At 68.1% G+C, this 19257-nt stretch carries 15 protein-coding genes and 1 pseudogene; 5 read left to right on the top strand and 11 right to left on the bottom strand.

Features of this window, described 5'->3' with window-relative positions; genetic code table 11:
* Nucleotides 1-17 precede the first annotated feature (17 nt).
* The 6 genes from AB0958_RS25345 to AB0958_RS25320 form a co-directional block, all read right to left on the bottom strand.
* Nucleotides 18-2342 carry a glycoside hydrolase family 3 N-terminal domain-containing protein gene (locus AB0958_RS25345; protein ID WP_366892765.1) on the bottom strand — a complete coding sequence of 775 codons (2325 nt, stop codon included), beginning with the start codon at nt 2340-2342 and terminating at the stop codon, nt 18-20.
* A 37-nt stretch (nt 2343-2379) separates the two neighbouring features.
* The gene (locus tag AB0958_RS25340; RefSeq protein ID WP_360521717.1) at nt 2380-3267 is read right to left on the bottom strand and encodes a carbohydrate ABC transporter permease; all 888 of its coding nucleotides are present in this window, start codon (nt 3265-3267) and stop codon (nt 2380-2382) included.
* Nucleotides 3268-3272: 5 nt separating this feature from the next.
* Nucleotides 3273-4247, bottom strand: a complete 975-nt coding sequence (locus AB0958_RS25335) for a sugar ABC transporter permease (RefSeq protein WP_358980186.1) — start codon at nt 4245-4247, stop codon at nt 3273-3275.
* A gap of 62 nt (nt 4248-4309) precedes the next feature.
* Nucleotides 4310-5608: an extracellular solute-binding protein gene (locus AB0958_RS25330; protein ID WP_358980189.1), complete on the bottom strand. Its 1299-nt coding sequence runs from the start codon at nt 5606-5608 to the stop codon at nt 4310-4312.
* A 484-nt stretch (nt 5609-6092) separates the two neighbouring features.
* On the bottom strand, nt 6093-7115 hold the full coding sequence (locus AB0958_RS25325) for a LacI family DNA-binding transcriptional regulator (protein WP_360521727.1): 1023 nt from the start codon (nt 7113-7115) through the stop codon (nt 6093-6095).
* Between the two features lie 173 nt (nt 7116-7288).
* Nucleotides 7289-8287 carry a LacI family DNA-binding transcriptional regulator gene (locus AB0958_RS25320; RefSeq protein ID WP_366892762.1) on the bottom strand — a complete coding sequence of 333 codons (999 nt, stop codon included), beginning with the start codon at nt 8285-8287 and terminating at the stop codon, nt 7289-7291.
* A gap of 333 nt (nt 8288-8620) precedes the next feature.
* Between AB0958_RS25320 and AB0958_RS25315 the strand changes: the two genes are divergently transcribed.
* The 3 genes from AB0958_RS25315 to AB0958_RS25305 all read left to right on the top strand — a co-directional run bounded on the left by AB0958_RS25315 (nt 8621) and on the right by AB0958_RS25305 (nt 12221).
* Nucleotides 8621-11173 (top strand): GH32 C-terminal domain-containing protein, encoded by a 2553-nt coding sequence (locus AB0958_RS25315; protein ID WP_366892760.1) that lies wholly within the window; start codon nt 8621-8623, stop codon nt 11171-11173.
* Between the two features lie 119 nt (nt 11174-11292).
* Entirely contained in the window at nt 11293-11415 is a 123-nt protein-coding gene (locus AB0958_RS25310; RefSeq protein WP_358980196.1) for a hypothetical protein, read from the top strand.
* 509 nt (nt 11416-11924) lie between these two features.
* Nucleotides 11925-12221: a hypothetical protein gene (locus AB0958_RS25305; protein WP_366892759.1), complete on the top strand. Its 297-nt coding sequence runs from the start codon at nt 11925-11927 to the stop codon at nt 12219-12221.
* Between the two features lie 137 nt (nt 12222-12358).
* Here the strand turns inward: AB0958_RS25305 and AB0958_RS25300 are convergent, their stop codons facing one another.
* The 3 genes from AB0958_RS25300 to AB0958_RS25290 all read right to left on the bottom strand — a co-directional run bounded on the left by AB0958_RS25300 (nt 12359) and on the right by AB0958_RS25290 (nt 15868).
* Nucleotides 12359-13381 (bottom strand): IS110 family transposase, encoded by a 1023-nt coding sequence (locus tag AB0958_RS25300; protein WP_366892758.1) that lies wholly within the window; start codon nt 13379-13381, stop codon nt 12359-12361.
* Between the two features lie 1001 nt (nt 13382-14382).
* Nucleotides 14383-14988 carry a hypothetical protein gene (locus AB0958_RS25295; protein ID WP_366892757.1) on the bottom strand — a complete coding sequence of 202 codons (606 nt, stop codon included), beginning with the start codon at nt 14986-14988 and terminating at the stop codon, nt 14383-14385.
* Between the two features lie 244 nt (nt 14989-15232).
* Complete coding sequence (locus AB0958_RS25290; RefSeq protein ID WP_366892756.1) at nt 15233-15868, bottom strand: TetR/AcrR family transcriptional regulator; 636 nt, start codon at nt 15866-15868, stop codon at nt 15233-15235.
* Nucleotides 15869-15944: 76 nt separating this feature from the next.
* On the opposite strand from AB0958_RS25290, the gene AB0958_RS25285 reads away from it, so the two are divergent.
* On the top strand, nt 15945-16964 hold the full coding sequence (locus AB0958_RS25285) for an NAD-dependent epimerase/dehydratase family protein (protein WP_366892755.1): 1020 nt from the start codon (nt 15945-15947) through the stop codon (nt 16962-16964).
* A 139-nt stretch (nt 16965-17103) separates the two neighbouring features.
* Here AB0958_RS25285 and AB0958_RS25280 read toward each other — a convergent pair whose 3' ends face one another.
* Nucleotides 17104-17382: a hypothetical protein gene (locus AB0958_RS25280; RefSeq protein ID WP_366892754.1), complete on the bottom strand. Its 279-nt coding sequence runs from the start codon at nt 17380-17382 to the stop codon at nt 17104-17106.
* A 424-nt stretch (nt 17383-17806) separates the two neighbouring features.
* Nucleotides 17807-18379: a hypothetical protein gene (locus AB0958_RS25275; protein ID WP_366892753.1), complete on the bottom strand. Its 573-nt coding sequence runs from the start codon at nt 18377-18379 to the stop codon at nt 17807-17809.
* Nucleotides 18380-18693: 314 nt separating this feature from the next.
* On the opposite strand from AB0958_RS25275, the pseudogene AB0958_RS25270 reads away from it, so the two are divergent.
* Nucleotides 18694-18888, top strand: a pseudogene (locus AB0958_RS25270) (ATPase, T2SS/T4P/T4SS family); the annotation flags it as partial.
* Nucleotides 18889-19257: the final 369 nt, after the last annotated feature.

Below are 19257 nucleotides of genomic sequence, written 5' to 3'. Positions count from 1 at the left end.
CAGCCGGGCGCCGGCCCTCAGGCCCGGATGCGGAATCCCGCGCTGAGCTGTTGCTCCCGTCGTGAGCTGGGGCCGACGCGGAGCATGAACGCGCCTGGTTCGACCACGCGACGGTTGTCGGCGGTGACGAGTGAGCAGTGTCCGGCAGGGACGCTGATATCGACGGCGAGGGTTTCACCGGGGGGGACTTCGGCCTGGATGAACGCCTTCAGCTCCTGCTCGGCCCAAGTGACGCTGGTGGTCAGGTCGCTGACGTACGCCTGGACCGTCTCCAGGGCCGGACGGTTTCCGCTGTTGGTGAGTCGCACCGTGGCGTGGACGGTGCCGTCGGCCGAGACCTCGTCCTCGTGCACGGTGAGGTCGGAGTAGGTGACGGTGGTGTAGCTCAGCCCCTCGCCGAACGCGAACAGGGGGTCCTGGGTGAGGTCCGCGTAGCGGTCACCGTGCTGGCCCCGCACCTGGTTGTAGTAGACCGGCTGCTGCCCGACGTGGCGTGCGAAGGAGACCGGGAGCCGGCCGCTGGGTTCGGTGAGCCCGAGAAGGAGTTCGGCGACGGCGCGGCCGCCACGCATGCCCGGGTTGAACGCCTCGATGAGCGCTGCCGCGTTCAGTGCCGAGTCGGGGAGGGTGCTCGGCTTGGACTGCAGCAGTACGACGATCATGGGCGTGCCGGTGGCGGCGACCGCGTCCAGCAGCGCGATCTGGCCTCCCTGGAGGTCGAGGGTGGCCGTGGAGCGCACCTCGCCCGTGAGGGCGATGGTGTCCCCCACGACCACGACGGCGTAGTCCGCGGCCTCCGCAGCGGCGGTGGCCTCCCGAAGCTGTGCCTCATCGACCGGGGCGGGGAGGAACACGGGCGGCTGCGGCTGGCCGTCGGGCCCGGCGACCCACTGGTCGGGATCGAAGGCGGGGCTTTCGATGTCGGCTCCGCGGGCGTGTGTGACGGTCCAGTCGGCGGGGACGACGGCGCGCAGGCCGTCCAGCACCGTCTCCACCAATTCGCGTGGATGTCCTTCGGGCATCCACGGCACCTGGCCGGTGGCACCCGCCCAGTCGCCGAGCATGGCCTCCGGGCTGTCGGCGTTGGGGCCGATGACCGCGATGGTGCGTGGCGTGCCCCGGCCTGTGGCGCGGCCGGTTCCGTCCGCGGTCAGCCCGCCCTCGAGGGGCAGGATCCCCTCGTTGCGCAGCAGTACGAGGGAACGTCGGGCGGTCTCCAGGTTGAGGTCGGCGTGTTCGCGGCAGCCGATCACCTGCGCCTGCCGCTCGGGGTCGGGGGCACGGGGGTCCTCGAAGAGCCCGAGCTCGAACTTCAGCCGCAGCACCCGCCGTACCGCGTCGTCGATCCGCTTCTCCTCGACCAGGCCGTGGGCGACCGCCTCCTGGGCGCCCTCGAAGAACGCCGGCGTTGCCATGATCAGGTCGTTCCCGGAGTTGACGGCGACCGCCGCCGCCTCGGCGTAGTCGGCGCAGGTCCGCTGGTCGTAGACCATCCGGCCGACGTTGTCCCAATCGGTCACCAGCGTGCCGGTGAAGCCCCACTCGCCCTTGAGCACGTCGTTGATCAGCCATTCGTTGGCGGTGATGGGCACCCCGTCGATCGACTGGTAGCCCAGCATGAAGGCCCGGCAGCCGGCCCGGGCCGCCCGCTCGAACGGGGGGAGGAACCACGAGCGCAGCTTGCGCGGGCTGAGATCCGCCTCGCTGGCGTCGCGTCCGCCCAGGGTCTCGGAGTAGCCCGCGAAGTGCTTGGCGTACGCCAGCACGGCGGTCGGGTCAGCGAGGCCCTCGCCCTGGTAGCCGCGCACCATCGCGGCTCCCAACTCGCCTATCAGGTAGGGGTCTTCGCCGAACGTCTCGTTGATCCGGCCCCAGCGCAGGTCCCGCGTGATGCACAGCACCGGGGAGAACGTCCCGTGGATCCCGGTCGTCGAGATCTCGATCGCGGATGCACGGGCGACCCGGTGGATCAGAGCGGGATCCCAGGTGCAGGCCATGCCGAGCTGTGTGGGGAAGATGGTCGCGCCCGGCCAGAAGGAGTGGCCGTGGATGCAGTCGTCGGCGGTCAGCAGCGGAATGCCGAGCCGTGTCCGCCGGGCCCGTTCCATGGCCTCCGGCATGCGCGCGGGCATCACATGCAGGACCGACCCGGCCAGCTTGGCCGACACGATGTCCTCGAGGTCCCCGTGCTGGGCGTCGAGCATCAGCAGCTGCCCGACCTTCTCCGCAAGGGTCATCCGGGACAGCAGGTCCTCGGTTCTCGCTTCCACGGAGGCGTCCGGATCCAGGTACACGGCGGCGCGGACCGGCTGTCCCACGGTGGTCTCCAAGTCATGAGTCATTGCAGGTCAGTGAGTTGATGAGGGCGAGCGACGGAGGTCACTTCAGGCCGGTGGTGGCGATTCCGGCGACGAACTGGCGCTGGAAGCGGAGGAAGACGAGCATCACCGGCAGCAGGACGACCACGGCGCCGGCGAGCAGGATGCCGTAGCGCGTGAAGGACTGGCCGCTGCTGGCCAGGGCGAGTCCGACCGGCAGCGTGTACTGGTCCTGGTTCTGGGCCACGACCAGGGGCCACAGGAAGCTGTTCCACGAGCCGAGGAAGGCGATGATCCCGAGCGTGGCCAGGGCCGGCTTGGTCAGAGGAAGGATGATCCGCCAGAAGATGGCCAGCTCACCGCAGCCGTCGACGCGGGCGGCGTCGATGAGTTCGTCGGGCAGGGTGGAGATGAACTGCCGCATCAGGAACACCCCGAACGGACCGGCCAGGAACGGCAGGATCAGACCGAGCAGCGAACCGGTCAGCTTCATGTTGGCCACCAGCACGTACAGCGGTACGAAGGTGACCAGGGCGGGGACCATGAGGGTGCCGATGACCAGGCTGAACACGAGGCGCCGGCCGCGGAAGTCCAGTTTGGCCAGGGCGTAGCCGAGCATCGAGCAGAAGAGCAGGTTGCCCGCGGTGATGGCCAGGGAGACGATCACGGAGTTCGCGAACATGCTCGTGAAGTCGAGGCTGCGGAACAGCTGGCTGTAGTTGGCGGTCGTGGGTGTGGTGGGGATCAGAACGGGCGGCAGTCTGCGGATGTCGGCCTCGGGCTTGAAGGAGCCCGACAGCATCCACAGGAACGGCGCGATCATCAGCAGGAGGCAGCCGGTGAGCGGCAGATACAGCCAGGGGTTGCCCCAGTTCTGCCGGACGCGGCGGCGCCGCAGGGTCCGGTCCGTGTCCGGCCCGGCCGTCTGAAGGGTGGAGAGGGTGCTCATGGTCATCAGTCCTTGTCTCGCAGCACGCGGAACTGCAGGACGGTCAGCGCGACGATGAGGACGAAGACGACGTAGCCGGCGGCCGACGCCATGTCGTAGTTGCCGTTGCCGAACTGGTTGTAGCTGTACAACGTGGCCGACAGGGTCGAGTCCAGCGGTCCGCCGTTGGTCATCACGAACGGCTCGTCGAAGAACTGCAGATAGTTGATGCCGGTGGTCACCGCGGTGAGCAGCAGGGCGGGGCGCAGGAGCGGGAAGGTGACCCGCCAGAACCGCTGCCAGGCCCCGGCACCGTCCAGTTCGGCCGCTTCCATCAGGGACTGGGGTACGGACTGCAGCCCGGCCAGCATGATGATCATGACGGTGCCGAGGTTGCGCCACACGGCCATGAGGATCATGACGGGAAGCGCGAACCGGGTGTCCGCCAGCCAGGCCGGGCCGTCGATCCCGAACCAGGCCAGGACGGTGTTCACCAGCCCCGCGCGCGGGTCCAGGAGCGTCTTCCAGATCACGGCGACGGCCACGACGCTGGTGATCACCGGCAGGTAGAAGCCGACCCGGAAGACGGCGCGGAAGCGGCGGATGCCGCGGTCGAGGGCGACCGCCGCGGCGAGCCCGGCGGCCAGGGTCAGGGGCAGGCCGACCAGGACGAACACGCCGGTGTTGCGCAGCGCGTGCACGAACTGCTCGTCCTCGAAGAGCCGTACGTAGTTGTCGAGGCCGATGAACGACACGTTCAGCGGAGTACGCAGGTCTGCGCTCTCGGTGTCGGTCATGCTCATCAGCAGCGACCAGACCACGGGCAACACCATGAAGGCCGCGAACAGAGCGAGGAAGGGCGCGCCGAGGATCCAGGCGGCCCGGGTCTGCGCCCGCGCCGTGCGGCGGACCCCGGAGTGCCGGCGGCCGGTACTCCCGTCCGGCCGCCCGGTGATCGGCTCATGGACGTCGTCCCGCCCAGGGAGCGTTTTCGTGGACATGGATGTCATCCGTCCCTAAGAAGGCTGAGAAGGCTGCTGGAGGGCCGCGGACGTGCCGGCGCTCAGCGGCCGGTGCCGATGCTGGTGGCCTTGGACTGCAGCGCTTGCTGCACCTGGGCGACGGTGGCCTTGCCGAGGGACAGCTTCTCCAGTTCGGAGTCGATGGCGTCGGCGATCTGCTGCCAGGTCGTGATGGCGGGCGGCGCCTTGCTGACCTTCAGCTGCTCCTCGAACGCCTTCTTCGTCTCGTCCTCGTTCAGCTTCCCCTCCGACCAGGCGGCGGGCGACGGGGGCAGTACGCCGGTGGCCTTGCTGTAGGCGGCGAGGTTGGCGGGCTCGGTGAGGAACTGGGCGAACTTCCATGCCGCCTCGGGGTTCTTGGCTTCCTTGAACACCGCCAGGTCGCTGCCGCCGGCGAACCCGGCGGGCTGCTTGCTGTACGGCACCGGCATGGTCTTCCACTTGCCGTCCAGCTTCGGGGAGTCCTTGTGGAAGGCGCCGCCGGCCCAGGCAGCCTCCTGGTAGACGGCGAGCAGCCCGTCCTGGAAGCCCTGGACGTTGTCCTCCTTGTCGGTCGGCGCCAGGTGCTGCTGGGGGACGCTCGCGTAGTACTGCAGCGCCTTGGCGACCTCCGGGGTGTCGAAGGTGAACTTCTTGGTCTTGGCGTCGTAGATGTCACCGCCCTGCTGCCAGACCATCGGCACCCAGAAGAGCCAGGAGTTGAAGCCGATCAACCACCCGCTGGCATAGCGCAGCTTGGGGTTCTGCTTGCCGGCGGTGGCCTGGATGGCCTTGAGGTCCTTGATGTATCCCTCACGGTCGCCTGCCAGGGGGCCCTTGATGCCGGCCTTCTCGGTGATGTCGGTCCGGTAGTAGACCGCCGAGGTGTCGGCGACGAACGGGACACCGTAGGCGGTGTTCTTGTACTTGGTGGTGTCCCACTGGCCGGCGTAGAAGTTCGACGACTTGAACGTCGTCGGGGTGGCCTGGAAGGCGTTCATGGAGGCCATCTCGGCCATCCACGTTGAGCCGACCACGGACATGTCCGGTGTGTTGCCGCCGGCGATCGCGGTGGTCAGCTTGTCATGGGCGGAGGCCCAGGGAATCGGGGTGATCTGGACCTTGACGCCGGGGTTCTGCTTCTCGAACTTCTTGGCCAGGCTCAACAGGGCCGGGTCGGTGTCGCCCATGGACCACATGACGACCTTGCCCGTGGCCTTGCCGCTGCCGATCTTCGCGGGTGCGTCCTTGCCGGGCCCGGAGTCGGCACTGCGGCCGCAGCCGGTGGCCACCAGGGCCGCGGTGATGGTGATGCACAGGACCTGGGCGGTTCTGACGGTGTGACGAGTAGACGTACGCATGGGGCGGCTCCTTGCCGTTGAGCGATTACGGGGCGCAGGGGGGCGGCGAAGAGGTGGAAGCGGGCAGTCACCCGGATGGGCCGGCCCGAGAGGTGAGTTCGTCTGCAGCGGCATCGGCCGTCAGCCGCGGGTCGCGGCTGTAACGTCCGACCCGGAGTGGGCAGCGTCCGGGCGGGGTGTGCCCGGCGTACCGTTCGTGTGCCGGATCAGGAAGCCCGCCGAGGGAAACCGCACCTCGGTGGTGACGCGTGAACACGGTTCCGCGTGGCGGGTGATGAAGTCGGCCGACAGGCGAACAGGCCGGTCGGGGCCGCTGCGTGGAGCGGCTTCAGGTAGAGCTGGCCGACCTACCGCCCTGCCCGAGGGCCGGTAGGACGGTTCATTGGGCGGATGGGGTCCGTCCCCGCCTGCGGGGCTGGGCAGGAGCGGCGGAGACGGACGGTTGGTGAGACGCCGACGCCGGACACATCTGGATGACGCAGCGTCAGTTCAAGCCCGGCTTTGACGTCGAGCCACGGACCACGAGGCTGGTGGGGACGATGCACGAGGGGGCGGCCTTCGGCGATCCGCGCACGTGATCCAGCAGCAGCCGCGCGGCCGCCTCACCCATCTCCCGCATCGGCTGGCGGATGGTCGTCAGTGCCGGGTAGGTGTACGACGCCATCTCGAGGTCGTCGAAGCCCACCACGGCGACATCCTGTGGAACCCACAGACCGGCCTCGTGCAGTGCGGCCAGCACTCCGGCCGCCGAGGGGTCGTTGTGCGCGAAGACCGAGTCGAACTCCACGCCGTCCGCGCGAGCGCGCGCCACCGCGCTACGGCAGCGTTCGAAGTCGAAGTCACCGGGGATGATACTGCGTTGGCCGATCTCGATCCCGGCTTCGGCGTAGACATCGACGAAGCCGTCCAGCCGTTCACGGGTACAGCCGAACGCCTCGGGACCGGTGATCACCAGGGGACGACGGCGCCCGATCTCCAGCAGGTGCCGCGCCGCCTGCGCACCCCCCTCCCGATTGGTGGTGGCCACGTAGGGGAATCCCGGCCGCTGGAAGCGATCGTCGATCAGCACGACCGGCAGGCCCGCTTCGTGCAGTTCCGTGATGTACCCCATGGCGCCCTCGGGCTCTATCACCAGCAGACCGTCGAACGACTTGGCGGCGACCTGCAGGCCGAGCCTGCGCAGTGACTCCTCACCGCGGTTCCAGGTCAGCATGCGCAGTCCGAAGCCCTCTGTCTCCAGCGTTTCGACGACCGCCTGCACGATGCCGGCCCAGGCCCAGGCCATGTCCGGGACCAGCATGCCGATCATCTGTGTGGTGCCGCGTGCGAGTCCGACCGCTCCGGCGCTCGGCACATAGCCCAGCTCCGATATCGCCTTGCGGACCTTCAGGACGGTGTTCTCGTTGATCTCGCCTTTGCCGTTCAGCACTCGCGAGACCGTCGTCTTGCTGACGCCGGCCCGTGAGGCCACGTCGGCGATGGTGACTCCCATGCCACCTCCTCTCACTCGACGCAGAGGCGGAAGACGTTCTCCCGCACCGAAGGGCCGATCGTACAGAGATCGACGGAACCGGTACCGGCAGCGGTTCCGGAACCGGTTTCGGTACCGGTTCCGGCAGTGAAGCACCGAGGGGCTCGCCCCGTCAACACATTGGAAACGACTCGTTCACGGGGAAGTCGTCAGCGCCCGGGAGCGGGGAGTTCACCGGAGCCGCGAGCGAGGTAGCGGGTGGGCAGCACCCGGTGACGGGCGGCCCCGCCCGCGCCGTCGAGCCGGTCGAACAGCAGGTTCGCGGCCTCCCGGCCGATGGCGGAGTGATCCTGGGCAATCACCGAGATGCCCGGTTCGAGCAGGTCGGCGAGGGGGAGGTCGTCGAAGCCGACCAGCGCGACGCGGCGCTGCAGCTGACGCTCCTGCAGGGCCATGCGGGCCCCGATGGTCAGGAGGTTCTGGCCGGAGACCAGTGCCGTGGGCGCATGGGCGAGCGCCAGGAGTTCGCGGGTGGCCTCCTGGGCGGCGTCCGCGCCGTGCAGGTCGCGCCTCACGAGAGAGGGATGCAGGACGCATCCCACCGCGGCGAGCCCCTGTACGAACCCGGCGTAACGCTCTTCGGCGGTCCAGATCGAGCGGAGGTCCCCGAGGAAGGCGACGCGCTGGTGCCCTGCCTCGTGCAGCCTCTTCACCGCCGCCCGCACACCCTCGCGGTTGTCCACCGTCACGGTGTCCACCTGCAGCGCTGTGGTGCGGCGGTCCACGCAGACGACGGGTGTGCCGGCGCGGCGGGCCGTGTCGAGGTCGGCGCCGTCCTGCCCGGTGGGCACCACGATGAGGCCGTCGACCCGGCGGGCGGTGAAGGTCTTCAGCAGGCCGCGTTCCCGGACCGGGTCCTCGTCGGTGGACCCGGCCAGGAGCAGCATGCCGCGCTCGGCGGCAGCGTCCTCCACCGCGCGGTGCAACGCGGCCGAGAAGGGGTTGGCCGCGTCCTCCAGGACCAGGCCGAGGGTCTGTGTGCGGCGGTCGGCCCGGCGCAGGCTGCTGGCCGTCAGATCCTGGCGGTAGCCGAGCTGCTCGGCGGCGCGCGTCACCCGTTGCGCCAGGTCAGGGGTGACGGGCTTGCCGTTGACGACCCGCGAGACGGTGGCGATGCCGACCCCGGCCATGGTCGCGACGTCACGCATGGTCGCCGCTCGCCGACCTGTGTCGCTCTGCTCGCTGGACAACGATTTCTCCCGGGGATCAATGGCACCGTGCAGCCGCCCTCATCCTCGCATTCGGGAGTTTTCCCGCACAGGGTCTGGACTTCGGCGACACGTTGCCCGTACGTTCGGCGAAACGTTTCCAGCCCCAGCCCCTGGCTGGAGCCGCCGGTGCCGTGCTGCCCCCACAACCGGGCTCACCCGTGGCCTTGGACGAGGCCACGGCCAAGCCGCCGCCCGCACCCGACACGCGTCAAGCGTCACCCGTGAGTCCCCTACGGCTGAGCCGAAGCCCGCACGCCTGCAAGGAGCGCCATGTCCAGAACCGTTCGTCCGCGCCGCAGACTCCTGGCCGCACTGGCCGTCCTGTCCGGGCTCGGCCTGGTCGCCACCTCCCCCGCCATGGCCGACACCGGCCTCTACCACGAGCAGTACCGCCCCCAGTTCCACTTCACCCCGGCCCAGAACTGGATGAACGACCCCAACGGCCTCATCTACTACAAGGGCAAGTACCACCTGTTCTTCCAGTACAACCCGTCCGGCAACACCTGGGGCAACATGTCCTGGGGCCACGCGGTCAGCACCGACCTCGTGCACTGGAAGCAGCTCCCGGTGGCCATCCCCCAGGACGACCAGGAGATGATCTTCTCCGGCAGCGTGGTGCTGGACAGGAACAACACCACCGGCTTCGGGACGAAGAAGAACCCTCCGCTCGTCGCCGTCTACACCAGCGCGCAGAAAGCCTCCGGCAAGCAGCAGCAGGCCCTCGCCTACAGCACCGACGGCGGCACCACCTGGACCAAGTACGACGACAACCCGGTGCTCGACATCGGCTCGAACAACTTCCGCGACCCCAAGGTCTTCTGGTACGCCCCCACGCAGCGCTGGCTGATGGCGGTCTCCCTCGCCGACCAGCACAAGATCTCCTTCTACAGCTCGGCCGACCTCAAGCACTGGACCCACCAGAGCGACTTCGGCCCGGCCGGCGCCACCGGCGGGGTGTGGGAGTGCCCGGACCTGTTCCCGCTCCCGGTCGACGGCGACGCGAAGAAGACCAAGTGGGTACTGGCCGTCAACCTCAACCCCGGCGGCATCGCGGGCGGTTCCGGCGCCCAGTACTTCGTCGGCGACTTCAACGGCAAGAAGTTCACCTCCGACGACGACGGCAGCTACACCCCGCCGAGCGGCACCGTCACGCAGGACTTCGAGTCCGGCTCGTTCGGCGACTGGAGGGCCACCGGTGACGCCTTCGGCAGCGCGCCGGCGACCGGGGCGGTGGACTGGCAGTCACAGGTCACGGGCATCGAGGGCAAGGCTTTCGCCAACAGCTTCCACGGCGGTGATGCCTCCACCGGCACTCTGACCTCGCCCGAATTCACGGTGACCGGCAACTACATCAACTTCAAGGTCGGCGGCGGCAACCACCCGTACCAACCCGGCACCGTCCTGGGCGACCAGCCGGCACCCACCGGCGAAACCCTCGCCGACTTCGAGGGCAGCACCTACACCAGCCCCATCGGCGACTGGACCACCACCGGCGACGCCTTCGGCACCGGACCGGCCCAGGGCGCCCTCCCGGGCCAGCAGCAGGTATCCGGCTACCTCGGCAACGGCCTGGTCAACACCTTCCTGAACGGCGATGCCTCCACCGGCACCCTCACCTCCCCGACGTTCACCATCGACAGGAAGTACCTGGACTTCCTCGTCGGAGGCGGCTACCACCCGGACGGCTCCGACGCCCCCACCGCGGTCGAGCTCATCGTGGACGGCAAGGTCGTGCGCTCCGCCACCGGATCCAACGGCGAGGCCCTGAACTGGTCTTCCTGGGACCTGTCCGACCTGCAGGGCAAGCAGGCCCAGATCAAGGTCGTGGACGACAACACGGGCGGCTGGGGCCACCTCAACCTCGACCAGGTCGTCCTCTCCGACACCCAGGCGAAGCCGCCCTCCATCGAGACCGGCGTCAACCTGCTGGTCGACGGCAAGGTCGTGCAGAACGCCACCGGCGCCGACTCCGAGAACCTCGACTGGGCCTCCTTCAACACCACCGCCTACAAGGGCAAAAAGGTCCAGATCCAGATCGTGGACGCCAACTCCGGCGGCTGGGGACACGTCCTCGCCGACCAGTTCACCACCGCCGACAAGCCGGCCCTGAACACCACCCAGCGCGCTCACTGGCTCGACTACGGCGCGGACTTCTACGCCGCCAACACGTGGAACGACGCACCCGGCGGCCGCCGCATCATGATCGCCTGGATGAACAACTGGAACTACGGGCAGGCCATCCCCACCACCCCGTGGCGCAGCGCCGACTCCTTCCCCCGCCAGCTCTCCCTGAAGACCGTGAACGGCAAGGTCCAGCTGATCCAGCAGCCGGTCGGTGCACTGACCACGCTGCGCGGCACCGGCACCAAGGTGCCCAGCACGCGCGTCACGAACACCACCACCCCGCTCGCGGTGCACGGCAGCACCCTGGACCTTCAGGCCGATCTCACCCCGGGCACCGCCGACCGCTCCGGCCTGGACGTCCGCACCGGCAACGGGCAGCGCACCCGCATCGGCTACGACACCGCCACCGGCGAGGTCTACATCGACCGCACCGCCTCCGGCGCCACCGACTTCGACCCGACCTTCACCGGCGTCCAGCGCGCTCCCCTCGATCTCCACGGCGGCCGGCTGAGCCTGCGCGTCCTCGTCGACGCCTCCTCCGTCGAGGTCTACGCCCAGAACACGCGCGGCGAACAGGTCACCCTCACCGACCAGGTCTTCCCCGACCCCTCCAGCACAGGTGTCGCCGCCTTCGCCGAAGGCGGCACCGCCACGCTCGACCGCATGCAGGCGTGGCGGCTGAAGTCCATCTTGCCGTGACGGACCCTCAAGTCCGTGCGCCGGACAGCCTGTGACTTTTTCCGGCGCACGGATATCGGCGCGGGAGCCGAGGACTACGCAAGATCGGAATTCCCTGTCCTACTCGATGAACTGGGTGGATGAAGATTCAGCTGCTGATCGGCCACGCCGCCCGCGTCGTCACCGCCTCGCTCATCCGCGTACTCGAAGGCGGTGAGCCCGAGTACAACGGAGCCGTCAGCACGAGCACCAATCCGTCCTGACCGGACAAGTCAGCAGTCGGCAAGTGCAAGATCGTTCGTGTCGTCCTGAGCCAGATCAATGAACAGGGCGACGCAGGCTTGGGTGTTCGCAGGGAAATCATCAAACGAACGATCGAATTCGAGACTTCTCCACACCGTGGCCGGACGACCGTCTCCCGGCCCAGGGCCTGCAGGCAAACGTGCGACAACTCGTGAACGTCAAGGACTCATTCACGCGGATGAGCCAAGCACATGATGAAGAGCGGGCCGCTCGTATCAAAGCACGCACAAGCGAGCTTGAGCGGCTTGCTCGACGGAAGGCAAGGTTTTCAAGCACTCCGAGACCGACTCAACGACCTGTTCGACGAGGACGACCTGAGAAAGCGAGGCACCGCCCTGGAAGGCGTGCTCAACGACCTGTTCGAGACCGAAGGCATCTTGATCAGAAATCCTTTACGCTCCGTAGCGAGGAGGGGCATCCCGTTGAACAGATCGACGACGCCCTCGAAGTCGACGGATCCGCATACCTCGTGGAGATCAAGTGGTGGGGTGAGCCTGTCGAGATCAACGCGATGAGCCGCCACCTGGTGCGGGTGTACGGGCGCTCGGAAGTCCGCGCCCTGTTCATCTCTGCATCTGGCTTCACCGGGCCGGCCATCGAAGAAAGCGAACGCGCACTGAACCAGCGAGTGATCGTCCTGGGGGAACTCCGGGAACTCGTTCTCCTGCTCGAACGGCAAGGTGATGTTGCGGCCTGGCTGCCCGAAAAGGTTCGTTTCGCGCAGCTCGAACGTCGCCCTCTCGCCCTGCTGGGCTGCGACTTCTGATCACCCTACGCACCGTCAGGTTGCCCAAGCGCAGCGTCCAGCCGGTCCGTCATTCGCCCAGATACCGATGTCAAGACGCTCCCCCCATACCGTCACCGTACGCGGGCTCCGCTGCACATCTTCTGTCACGGACGCCCCTATGACGCGGGGGCAAGGGAGACCGGTCTGACCAGGTTGAAGACCACGCGGGACCGCTTGAGGCATCGGATGATCTCGCGTCGGGTCTTGCCTTCCTGGGTGCGGCGTTCGTAGTACGCCTGTGTGCGCGGGTCATGGCGCAGGCGGGTGAAGACGATGCGATGCAGAGCCGCGTTCGCCTGGCGGTCGCCGCCATGGTTGAGCCGACGCGTGCTCCGCCGGCCCGAGGAGTATTCGACGGGACTGACTCCGCAAAGGGCAGCAAAGGACGCCTCGGTGTTCAGTCGCTCGGGGTTGTCTCCCATGGTGATCAGGAGAGTGACGGCGCTGTCCGGGCCGATGCCCACCGGTTCGAGCAGCTGTGGGGCGTGGTGTTCGACGAGCCGGGTCAGGCGTTGGTTCAGCTCATTGATCTGTCCGGTGAGCTGCTCGATGCGCTCGGCGAGCATGCGCAACGTCATATGGGTGGCCTGGGCCGCCGCGTCCTCGTCTCCCCCACCATCGAGTGGGCCGAGACGCGCGCAGATGCGGAACAGCTCGGCATTGCCCAAGCTCGACAACCGTTCCCGCAGGGCGGGATCGGCGATGACCAGGACAGCCTTGAGCTGGTTGATCGCCTGGGTACGGGCCTTGACCGCGGAGTCCTTGGCCAGCTTGAACAACCGGGCACTGTGCACCGGACCGTCGCCGGACTTGGCCCGGGCCCGGGCGCGACCGCTGAGTACAACTCGAGCGGCGGCCTGAGCGTCGAGCGGGTCCGACTTCCCGAGCAGCCGGCGGGCCGAGCGGTCCGGCCGGTTCACTTCGAAGACCTGCACCTGCTGCGCCAGCAGGTAGCGGGACAGCCCCGCGCCGAAGGTGCCGGTGCCCTCCACGCCAGCCCGACATACCGTCCCCCGCTTGCGGGCCCACACGAGCAGCTGCCGGTAGCCGGCCGCCGTCGCCGGAAAGGACTCGGTCCCCAAGATCTTCCCGAGCGGGGAGACCACAGCGGCGACATGCACCTCACCGTGCGTGTCCACGCCCAGGACGACCTCGCGCCGAACGGGAGGATCCGTACTCGAGGAGGTGCTGTGCTGTCGGCTCGTCATGATGGTTCGCCTCTCACGTGGTGACGTACTGCTGGATGGATGGCACCGGCCTGCTCGGGCGGTCTGAACCGTGATGGCGCCTGACTCGGCAAGGCCCCTATGGGGACACGCCCTGTGGCTCGGTGGCAGGCAGCATCCCGCAACGGCAGTCGACAGGTCCGTAACTGGACACTTCGGTCATAGATCTCATGAGTCAGACCCCCGCCCGGAACGGCAGTGTCCAACCGTCCCACTGATGTCGGTACAACGGCATGACTCGATCGCCGCCGGACGACTTTGTCGGAGCTGGCACTCAACCTGGCTTGGACGGGCTGACAGCGAGTCGAGTTCTCGGCCACCCGTGACCGGCATTGGCGGAGAGTCCTTGGGCCGGCTTACCGACCCTGCGGTCGGGTAGCTACGACAAAGGAACAGTAGCGTTGAGTAGTTGCTGTAACTAAGCGTGATGAGCGAGGGTCCCGTCGGGCGAGCACCGCCGGCGAGGCCAGCGCCGGGAGGAACCACGGGGTCATACCGTCGCAGTGCAGACGAAGCCGAGGTCGGTCACTCCCTTGGTCTGGCAGAGCTGGTCGGAGGCACCGCCGGTGGTGGTCTGCAGCAGCTGGTAGGCCGGTGTCGGGGACCAGCGGAAATCTCAGGAGTCAGACCCCGCCGCAGGACAGCACCCACCTACCGTTCCGCGTCTATCCGGCTTGCAGCCACGGTGCATGAAGAAGAGCCCGAACAGCACCGCGGACACCGCCACGGCCATACCCCGGCCGGGTATCGACTGCGCGAGTTGGGCCCGAGGTGTGCCCCATGACATCCCCGTACATCCCCCCGCGCACCCAGGCGGTGGCGCGTGCGCAGGCGTCGGGCAGGTGCCATCCTCACAGGCTCTGCCCGCCCCACGTGAGTCGCGGGACGGGCAGATCGCCAGGGCTTCAGGGAGGTCAGTGTCCGCTGACGGCGAGTTCGTAGTCGCCGATCAGGTCGCCGAGCAGGGTGCCGGCGGTGAGGTCGCTGGTGACGTGGCCGGCCATGTAGAGACGGGAGTAGAGGACTTCGTCCTGCATCCACTCGTACTCCCCGGCGCTGTGCGGGGAGAGGACGCTGAGGAAGGTGACAGCTGCGGCGGAACGGGCGGCGTGCCGGGAGGGGTAGGAGTAGGGGCCCTTGGCGCCGGGCTTGATGTGCTTGTCGGGGCGCAGGCTCGGGTCGAGGAAGAACGGGGCCGGCTGTTTGTCCTTGGTGGCCAGCTGGTCGCTGATCGTCTTGGCCATCTTCAGCGCCGCCTTGAGCTCGGCCTTCTCGGCCGTGCCCTGTGAGGCGGGGACCAGTTCACGCTGATCGTGCAGATAGAGCTTCCAGATGTCCTTCTTGCCGTAGAGCTCCAGCCAGGTCGCGGCCTTCTTCCCCGCTGCCGTGCGGGTCTTCGCGAGCTGCTGGTCCGCACGGAGTTCGGCGGTGCGCTGCGCGGCCGACGGCGGTGCAGGGACCTGCTGTGCGGCCCAGGTAGCGAACGCCTTGTCGTCGCGGGTGGTGCCGTGCGCCTTCACAGAAGGAGCCCTTTCCAACTGGCTGCGCAGGGCACCAGCCGGGCACACGCGTCCAGGTTCCGGTCATCGAACACGGGTGACACCGCCGAAGCGGCATGGCGAGTCGCATCCCACGGGTTTCTCTCACTCTGTGAATCTGGAACCGCCGGAAGTCCCATGATCCCAGTTCGGAGGGCAGCCGCGCCTTCATTTCCAGGTATCCGACCGGTAGTTGTCCGGTGGATCAAGGCTTAGCTGCGACGGTCTACTGGTCCCGGTCGGTCGGGGACACATCGAGGAGCCGCAGCATCGCGGGGAGCAAATCGCTCGCCAACGGGTCTGGGGTGTCTTCGTCGATCGCGCCCTCCAGTGCGAGGCTGGTATAGCCGTGCACGAGTGACCACACCGCGTAGCTCGGCACCAGCGCGGGGTCCGCGCTGTCCGGCAGCTGCGCGTCCTGGCCGCGCAGGCCACGGTCCAGGGCGCGGAGCGCCCGGCGCTTCCGCTCGACCAGGTCCGGATCGTTGAAGTCGAACTGGGTCATGCGCCACATGAGGTCGAACAGCGCGCGGTTGTCCCGGGCGAACGCAACATATTCGGCCGAAAGCGCCGCGACCCGCTCCCGTACATCGCGCCCGACGACCTCCACCGCCTCCAGCCGGTCGCACAGCTGGCCATAGGCGCGCGTGGCGAGCGCGCCGAGCAGCCCGCGCGCGTCGCCGAAGTGGTGCTTTGGAGCGGACTGAGACACTCCCGCCCGCCGCGCGGCCTCGCGCATGCTGAACCCGGCGACACCGCTCTCGGACAGCACTTCGAGCGCACTGTCGAGCAGCGCCGCGCGCAGGTTGCCGTGGTGGTAGCGATCGCCGGCTCTCGGTTCTTTCGGTTCTTCGGTGCTCATCGAGTCCCCATCTTGACAGTGAGCAGACCTCTCGTAAACTGCTCACTGTCAAGATAAGGCGATCAGTGGGGTAGACATGACGGACACGGTCCTTGTCACGGGTGTCTCGGGGTTCATCGGCGGTCACACAGCGGCAGAGCTTCTGCGGCGCGGATACGCGGTCCGCGGGTCGGTACGGTCTCCGGCCCGCGCCGCCGAGGTGCGCACCGCGATGGCAGAGGCAGGCGCTGACGACACGTTGCTGGAGATCCGGCAGCTCGATCTGCTGTCGGACGAGGGATGGGCGGCCGCGACCGCGGGCTGCCGTTTCGTCCTGCACGTCGCTTCCCCCTTCGTCACGACGAAGCCGAAGGACCCGCAGGACTTGATCCGCCCCGCCGTACAGGGCACGACGCGGGCCATCGACGCGGCGCTCGACGCAGGCGTGGAGCGCGTGGTCGTCACCTCGTCCCTCGCGGCGGTGCAGTACGCCCCGGCGCGCAGGGATCACGTCTTCACGGCAGCCGACTGGACCCCACTCGACCGCCGCGGCCTCGGCGCCTACGTGGTTTCGAAGGTCCGGGCCGAGCGCGCGGCGTGGGACATCGCCGACCGACGCGGCGTGCGCGACCGGCTCGCCGTCATCAACCCGGGCGCGGTCATCGGGCCCCTCCTCTGCGACGACCCGGGAACCTCGGTCTCGGCGATCCGGCAGATCATGGCCGGCGCGCTGCCGATGGTCCCCGACCTGCGACTCCCGTGGGTCCACGTGCGAGACGTCGCCGACGCGCACATCGAGGCCATGACCTCCGAAACGGCGGGCGCGAACCGCACGATCGTCGCGACCGACCCGTCCTCGCTCATCGACGTCGCCGCGGTGCTCCGCGAGAGGCTTCCCGAGGCGAGCGGGAAGATCCCCGCGCGGGCGATGCCGACATGGCTCACCTGGGCCGCGAGCGTGTTCGAACCTCAGCTGCGCGACAACCGGTGGCTCATCGGCTCGGCGCAGCGCTTCGACCACGGTCCCGCCGAGGCGCTCCTGGGCCGCCCGCTCCACTCGATCCCCGACACGATCGAGGAAACCGGCCGCAGCCTCGCCGAGCGCGGACTCGTCTGAGGCCGCCCTGGACACCACGCCGTATGCCAAGCGCCCAGGCCAGGTGACGACCTCGCACCACCCCCAGGACGCCTTCGGACGACGGTGCACGTCTCCTGCTCGGCTCAACGTTCTCGGGGCGGATCAGGTCACCGAGGCGTCAACCGGCGGCGTCACCGTCGTGATCAACGTCAGCATCGGGCACCGCACGGCGCAGCGGCCCCAGACCCCCATACAAAGCGGCATGGAAGGCTGCGGCCAGCTCGCGGGCCCGCCCCTCGCTCGGCACCCCGTGCAGCATGAAGTACACCGGCCCCGCAAAGGCGTCCGAGCCGGCCTCCCGCTCGCGGACCAGGCGGACGATTGCCGCCCGCATGGCCACGTTCACGGAATCTTCGACGACGTGACCCGGGCCGGCGGTCAGCGCATCCGCCTTCACCGTCCACCGCTCGCCCTCGCGTTAAATGCCCACGAACACCGCATGCTGCCCCTTGGCCGCCCGTTAGGCAGCATCGAACCGGTCGGTGGCGTCCGGGATCAGATGATCAGGGCAGGGGATGGGCAGCGGCTGCATAATGTTGTTTCGGACGCTGTCTCGTAAGTGATTGGGCTGCGTTGTCCGAGGCGGGAGTGACGGCGTCGGGTGTTGTAACGGTTAACAGGCCACTTCATTTGGGGAGTCTGCGGTAACAGATGCAGCTGCCAGCGCGGTGAAAGCCAGAAAGTGGTCGAACTTGCGGTGCGACTCCCAAGGGCGGCGCAGTTCCAATCGCGTCGAGACTGCGCTGCGCGACGACCCGCACCCTGCGCCGCGCGGGCTCGCACCGGTTTCCCCGGCCTGGAGGCCGACTCCGCACAAGCCGTTACGTCGGTCGCCTCTCGAGCAGCTCGTTGAGGACCGACATCTTGTCGGGCCGTGCCTCCAGCAGGATGAGGCCGAGCACGGCAACCGGGTCGAGCGCGGGATCGCTGCGGGTGACGTATGTGTGGACGGTGCGGTCGGGCCGGGACGTCTCCCTGACATCAAGGATGGTTCGTTCTTCGGATGTTACGGAGAAGTGCAGCTTTCTGCGGAATCGAGCACGGCGGATGCGGTACTCCGCTTCCCACAGCAGCACGGTGTTCCCATTACGCTCTCCCACCGGCTGTCCATGTGCCGACAGCAGGGGCTGCCCCTCATTGAAGTCGACGAGCAGACGCGGGTCGTCGCCGACGCGGTCCGTGCTGCCCAGCACATGCTGACGACCAGGGCCGGCCTGCGCCGCGAACGCTCCGACGGGTTCGCCGTCCAGTTGGAAGAACGAACTGAACGTCCACATCATCGACTGGCCCGGTTGAAGCCCACGGCTCGTCGTCACCGGCGCCTCACCCAGTTCCTGAAAGGCACATCGTCGTTCCGCACATGGTCGCTGAGCCCCCATCGGCTGCTGGGACATGACATTCACCAACGGAGACGTGAACATTCCCGACGCGGTTCTTGATGTCGCTGCTGTGCCTCCCGTCGTGGCTGACGCGTGCGCGCACGGCGTCGCGCGTCACGCCGTGGAAGGTGCGGGTGGAGGTGAAGTGAGGAGCATCCGCAGGACACTGAATGAACGGGGAGGACCGCTCTTCGGGCGGGTGTTTTTCGGGCGCCTTCCCTGGCCGCCGCGTCGGCCCTGTGGGCGGCTACTGGGTAGTGGGGTCCCTGGTAAGAACGTCCTGGTAGAGGCTCTCTGAGTGTGTTACTGGGGAGGCGGGCGTCACGTTCCCCGACGGCACCCGGCTGCACTCGGTACTGCCCCCGGTCGCGGTCGGCTGCACCTGTCTGTCGCTGCGGGTCGTACGGCCGCGCGCGTTCACGCTGGAGGAACTGATCGCGGGGGGCACGGTGCCCCCGATCGGGGACCGCGTGCTCCGGGCGCTGATGGAGGCGCGGCTGTCCTTCCTCGTCAGCGGTGGGACCGTCAACCTCCGGATCATCGACGCCGAGATCACGATGACCTGCAGCGACGGCACCGTCTTCACTGGCTCCTACCGGCTGGTCACCACCTTGACCGACGCCCGCCGACACTCAGCCAGGGCGCTGATCAACCTCTACCACGAGCGCTGGGAACACGAGAGCACATACTTCGCGCTCCGCCACACGATCCTGGCAGGCCCGATTCTTGAAAACGGGCAGGGCTGCTCGTCGCCCCACTCGGTCCGGAGTTCAACGGAGTGGGGAGGTGTAACGAGGTCTAGTAGTGCTCCGTTAGGTCTGTCTCGCGGTGCTGTTTGGGGGCATGGTGAGGGTGTGGACGCACATGAAGTGAACCGTGCTCGGGCGAAGTTG

This window comes from Streptomyces sp. NPDC006655 (assembly GCF_040703965.1).
Classification (GTDB): Bacteria; Actinomycetota; Actinomycetes; order Streptomycetales; family Streptomycetaceae; genus Streptomyces.
The sequence above is the reverse complement of the archived record's forward strand: the minus strand, read 5'-3'. Positions and strand labels throughout refer to the sequence as shown.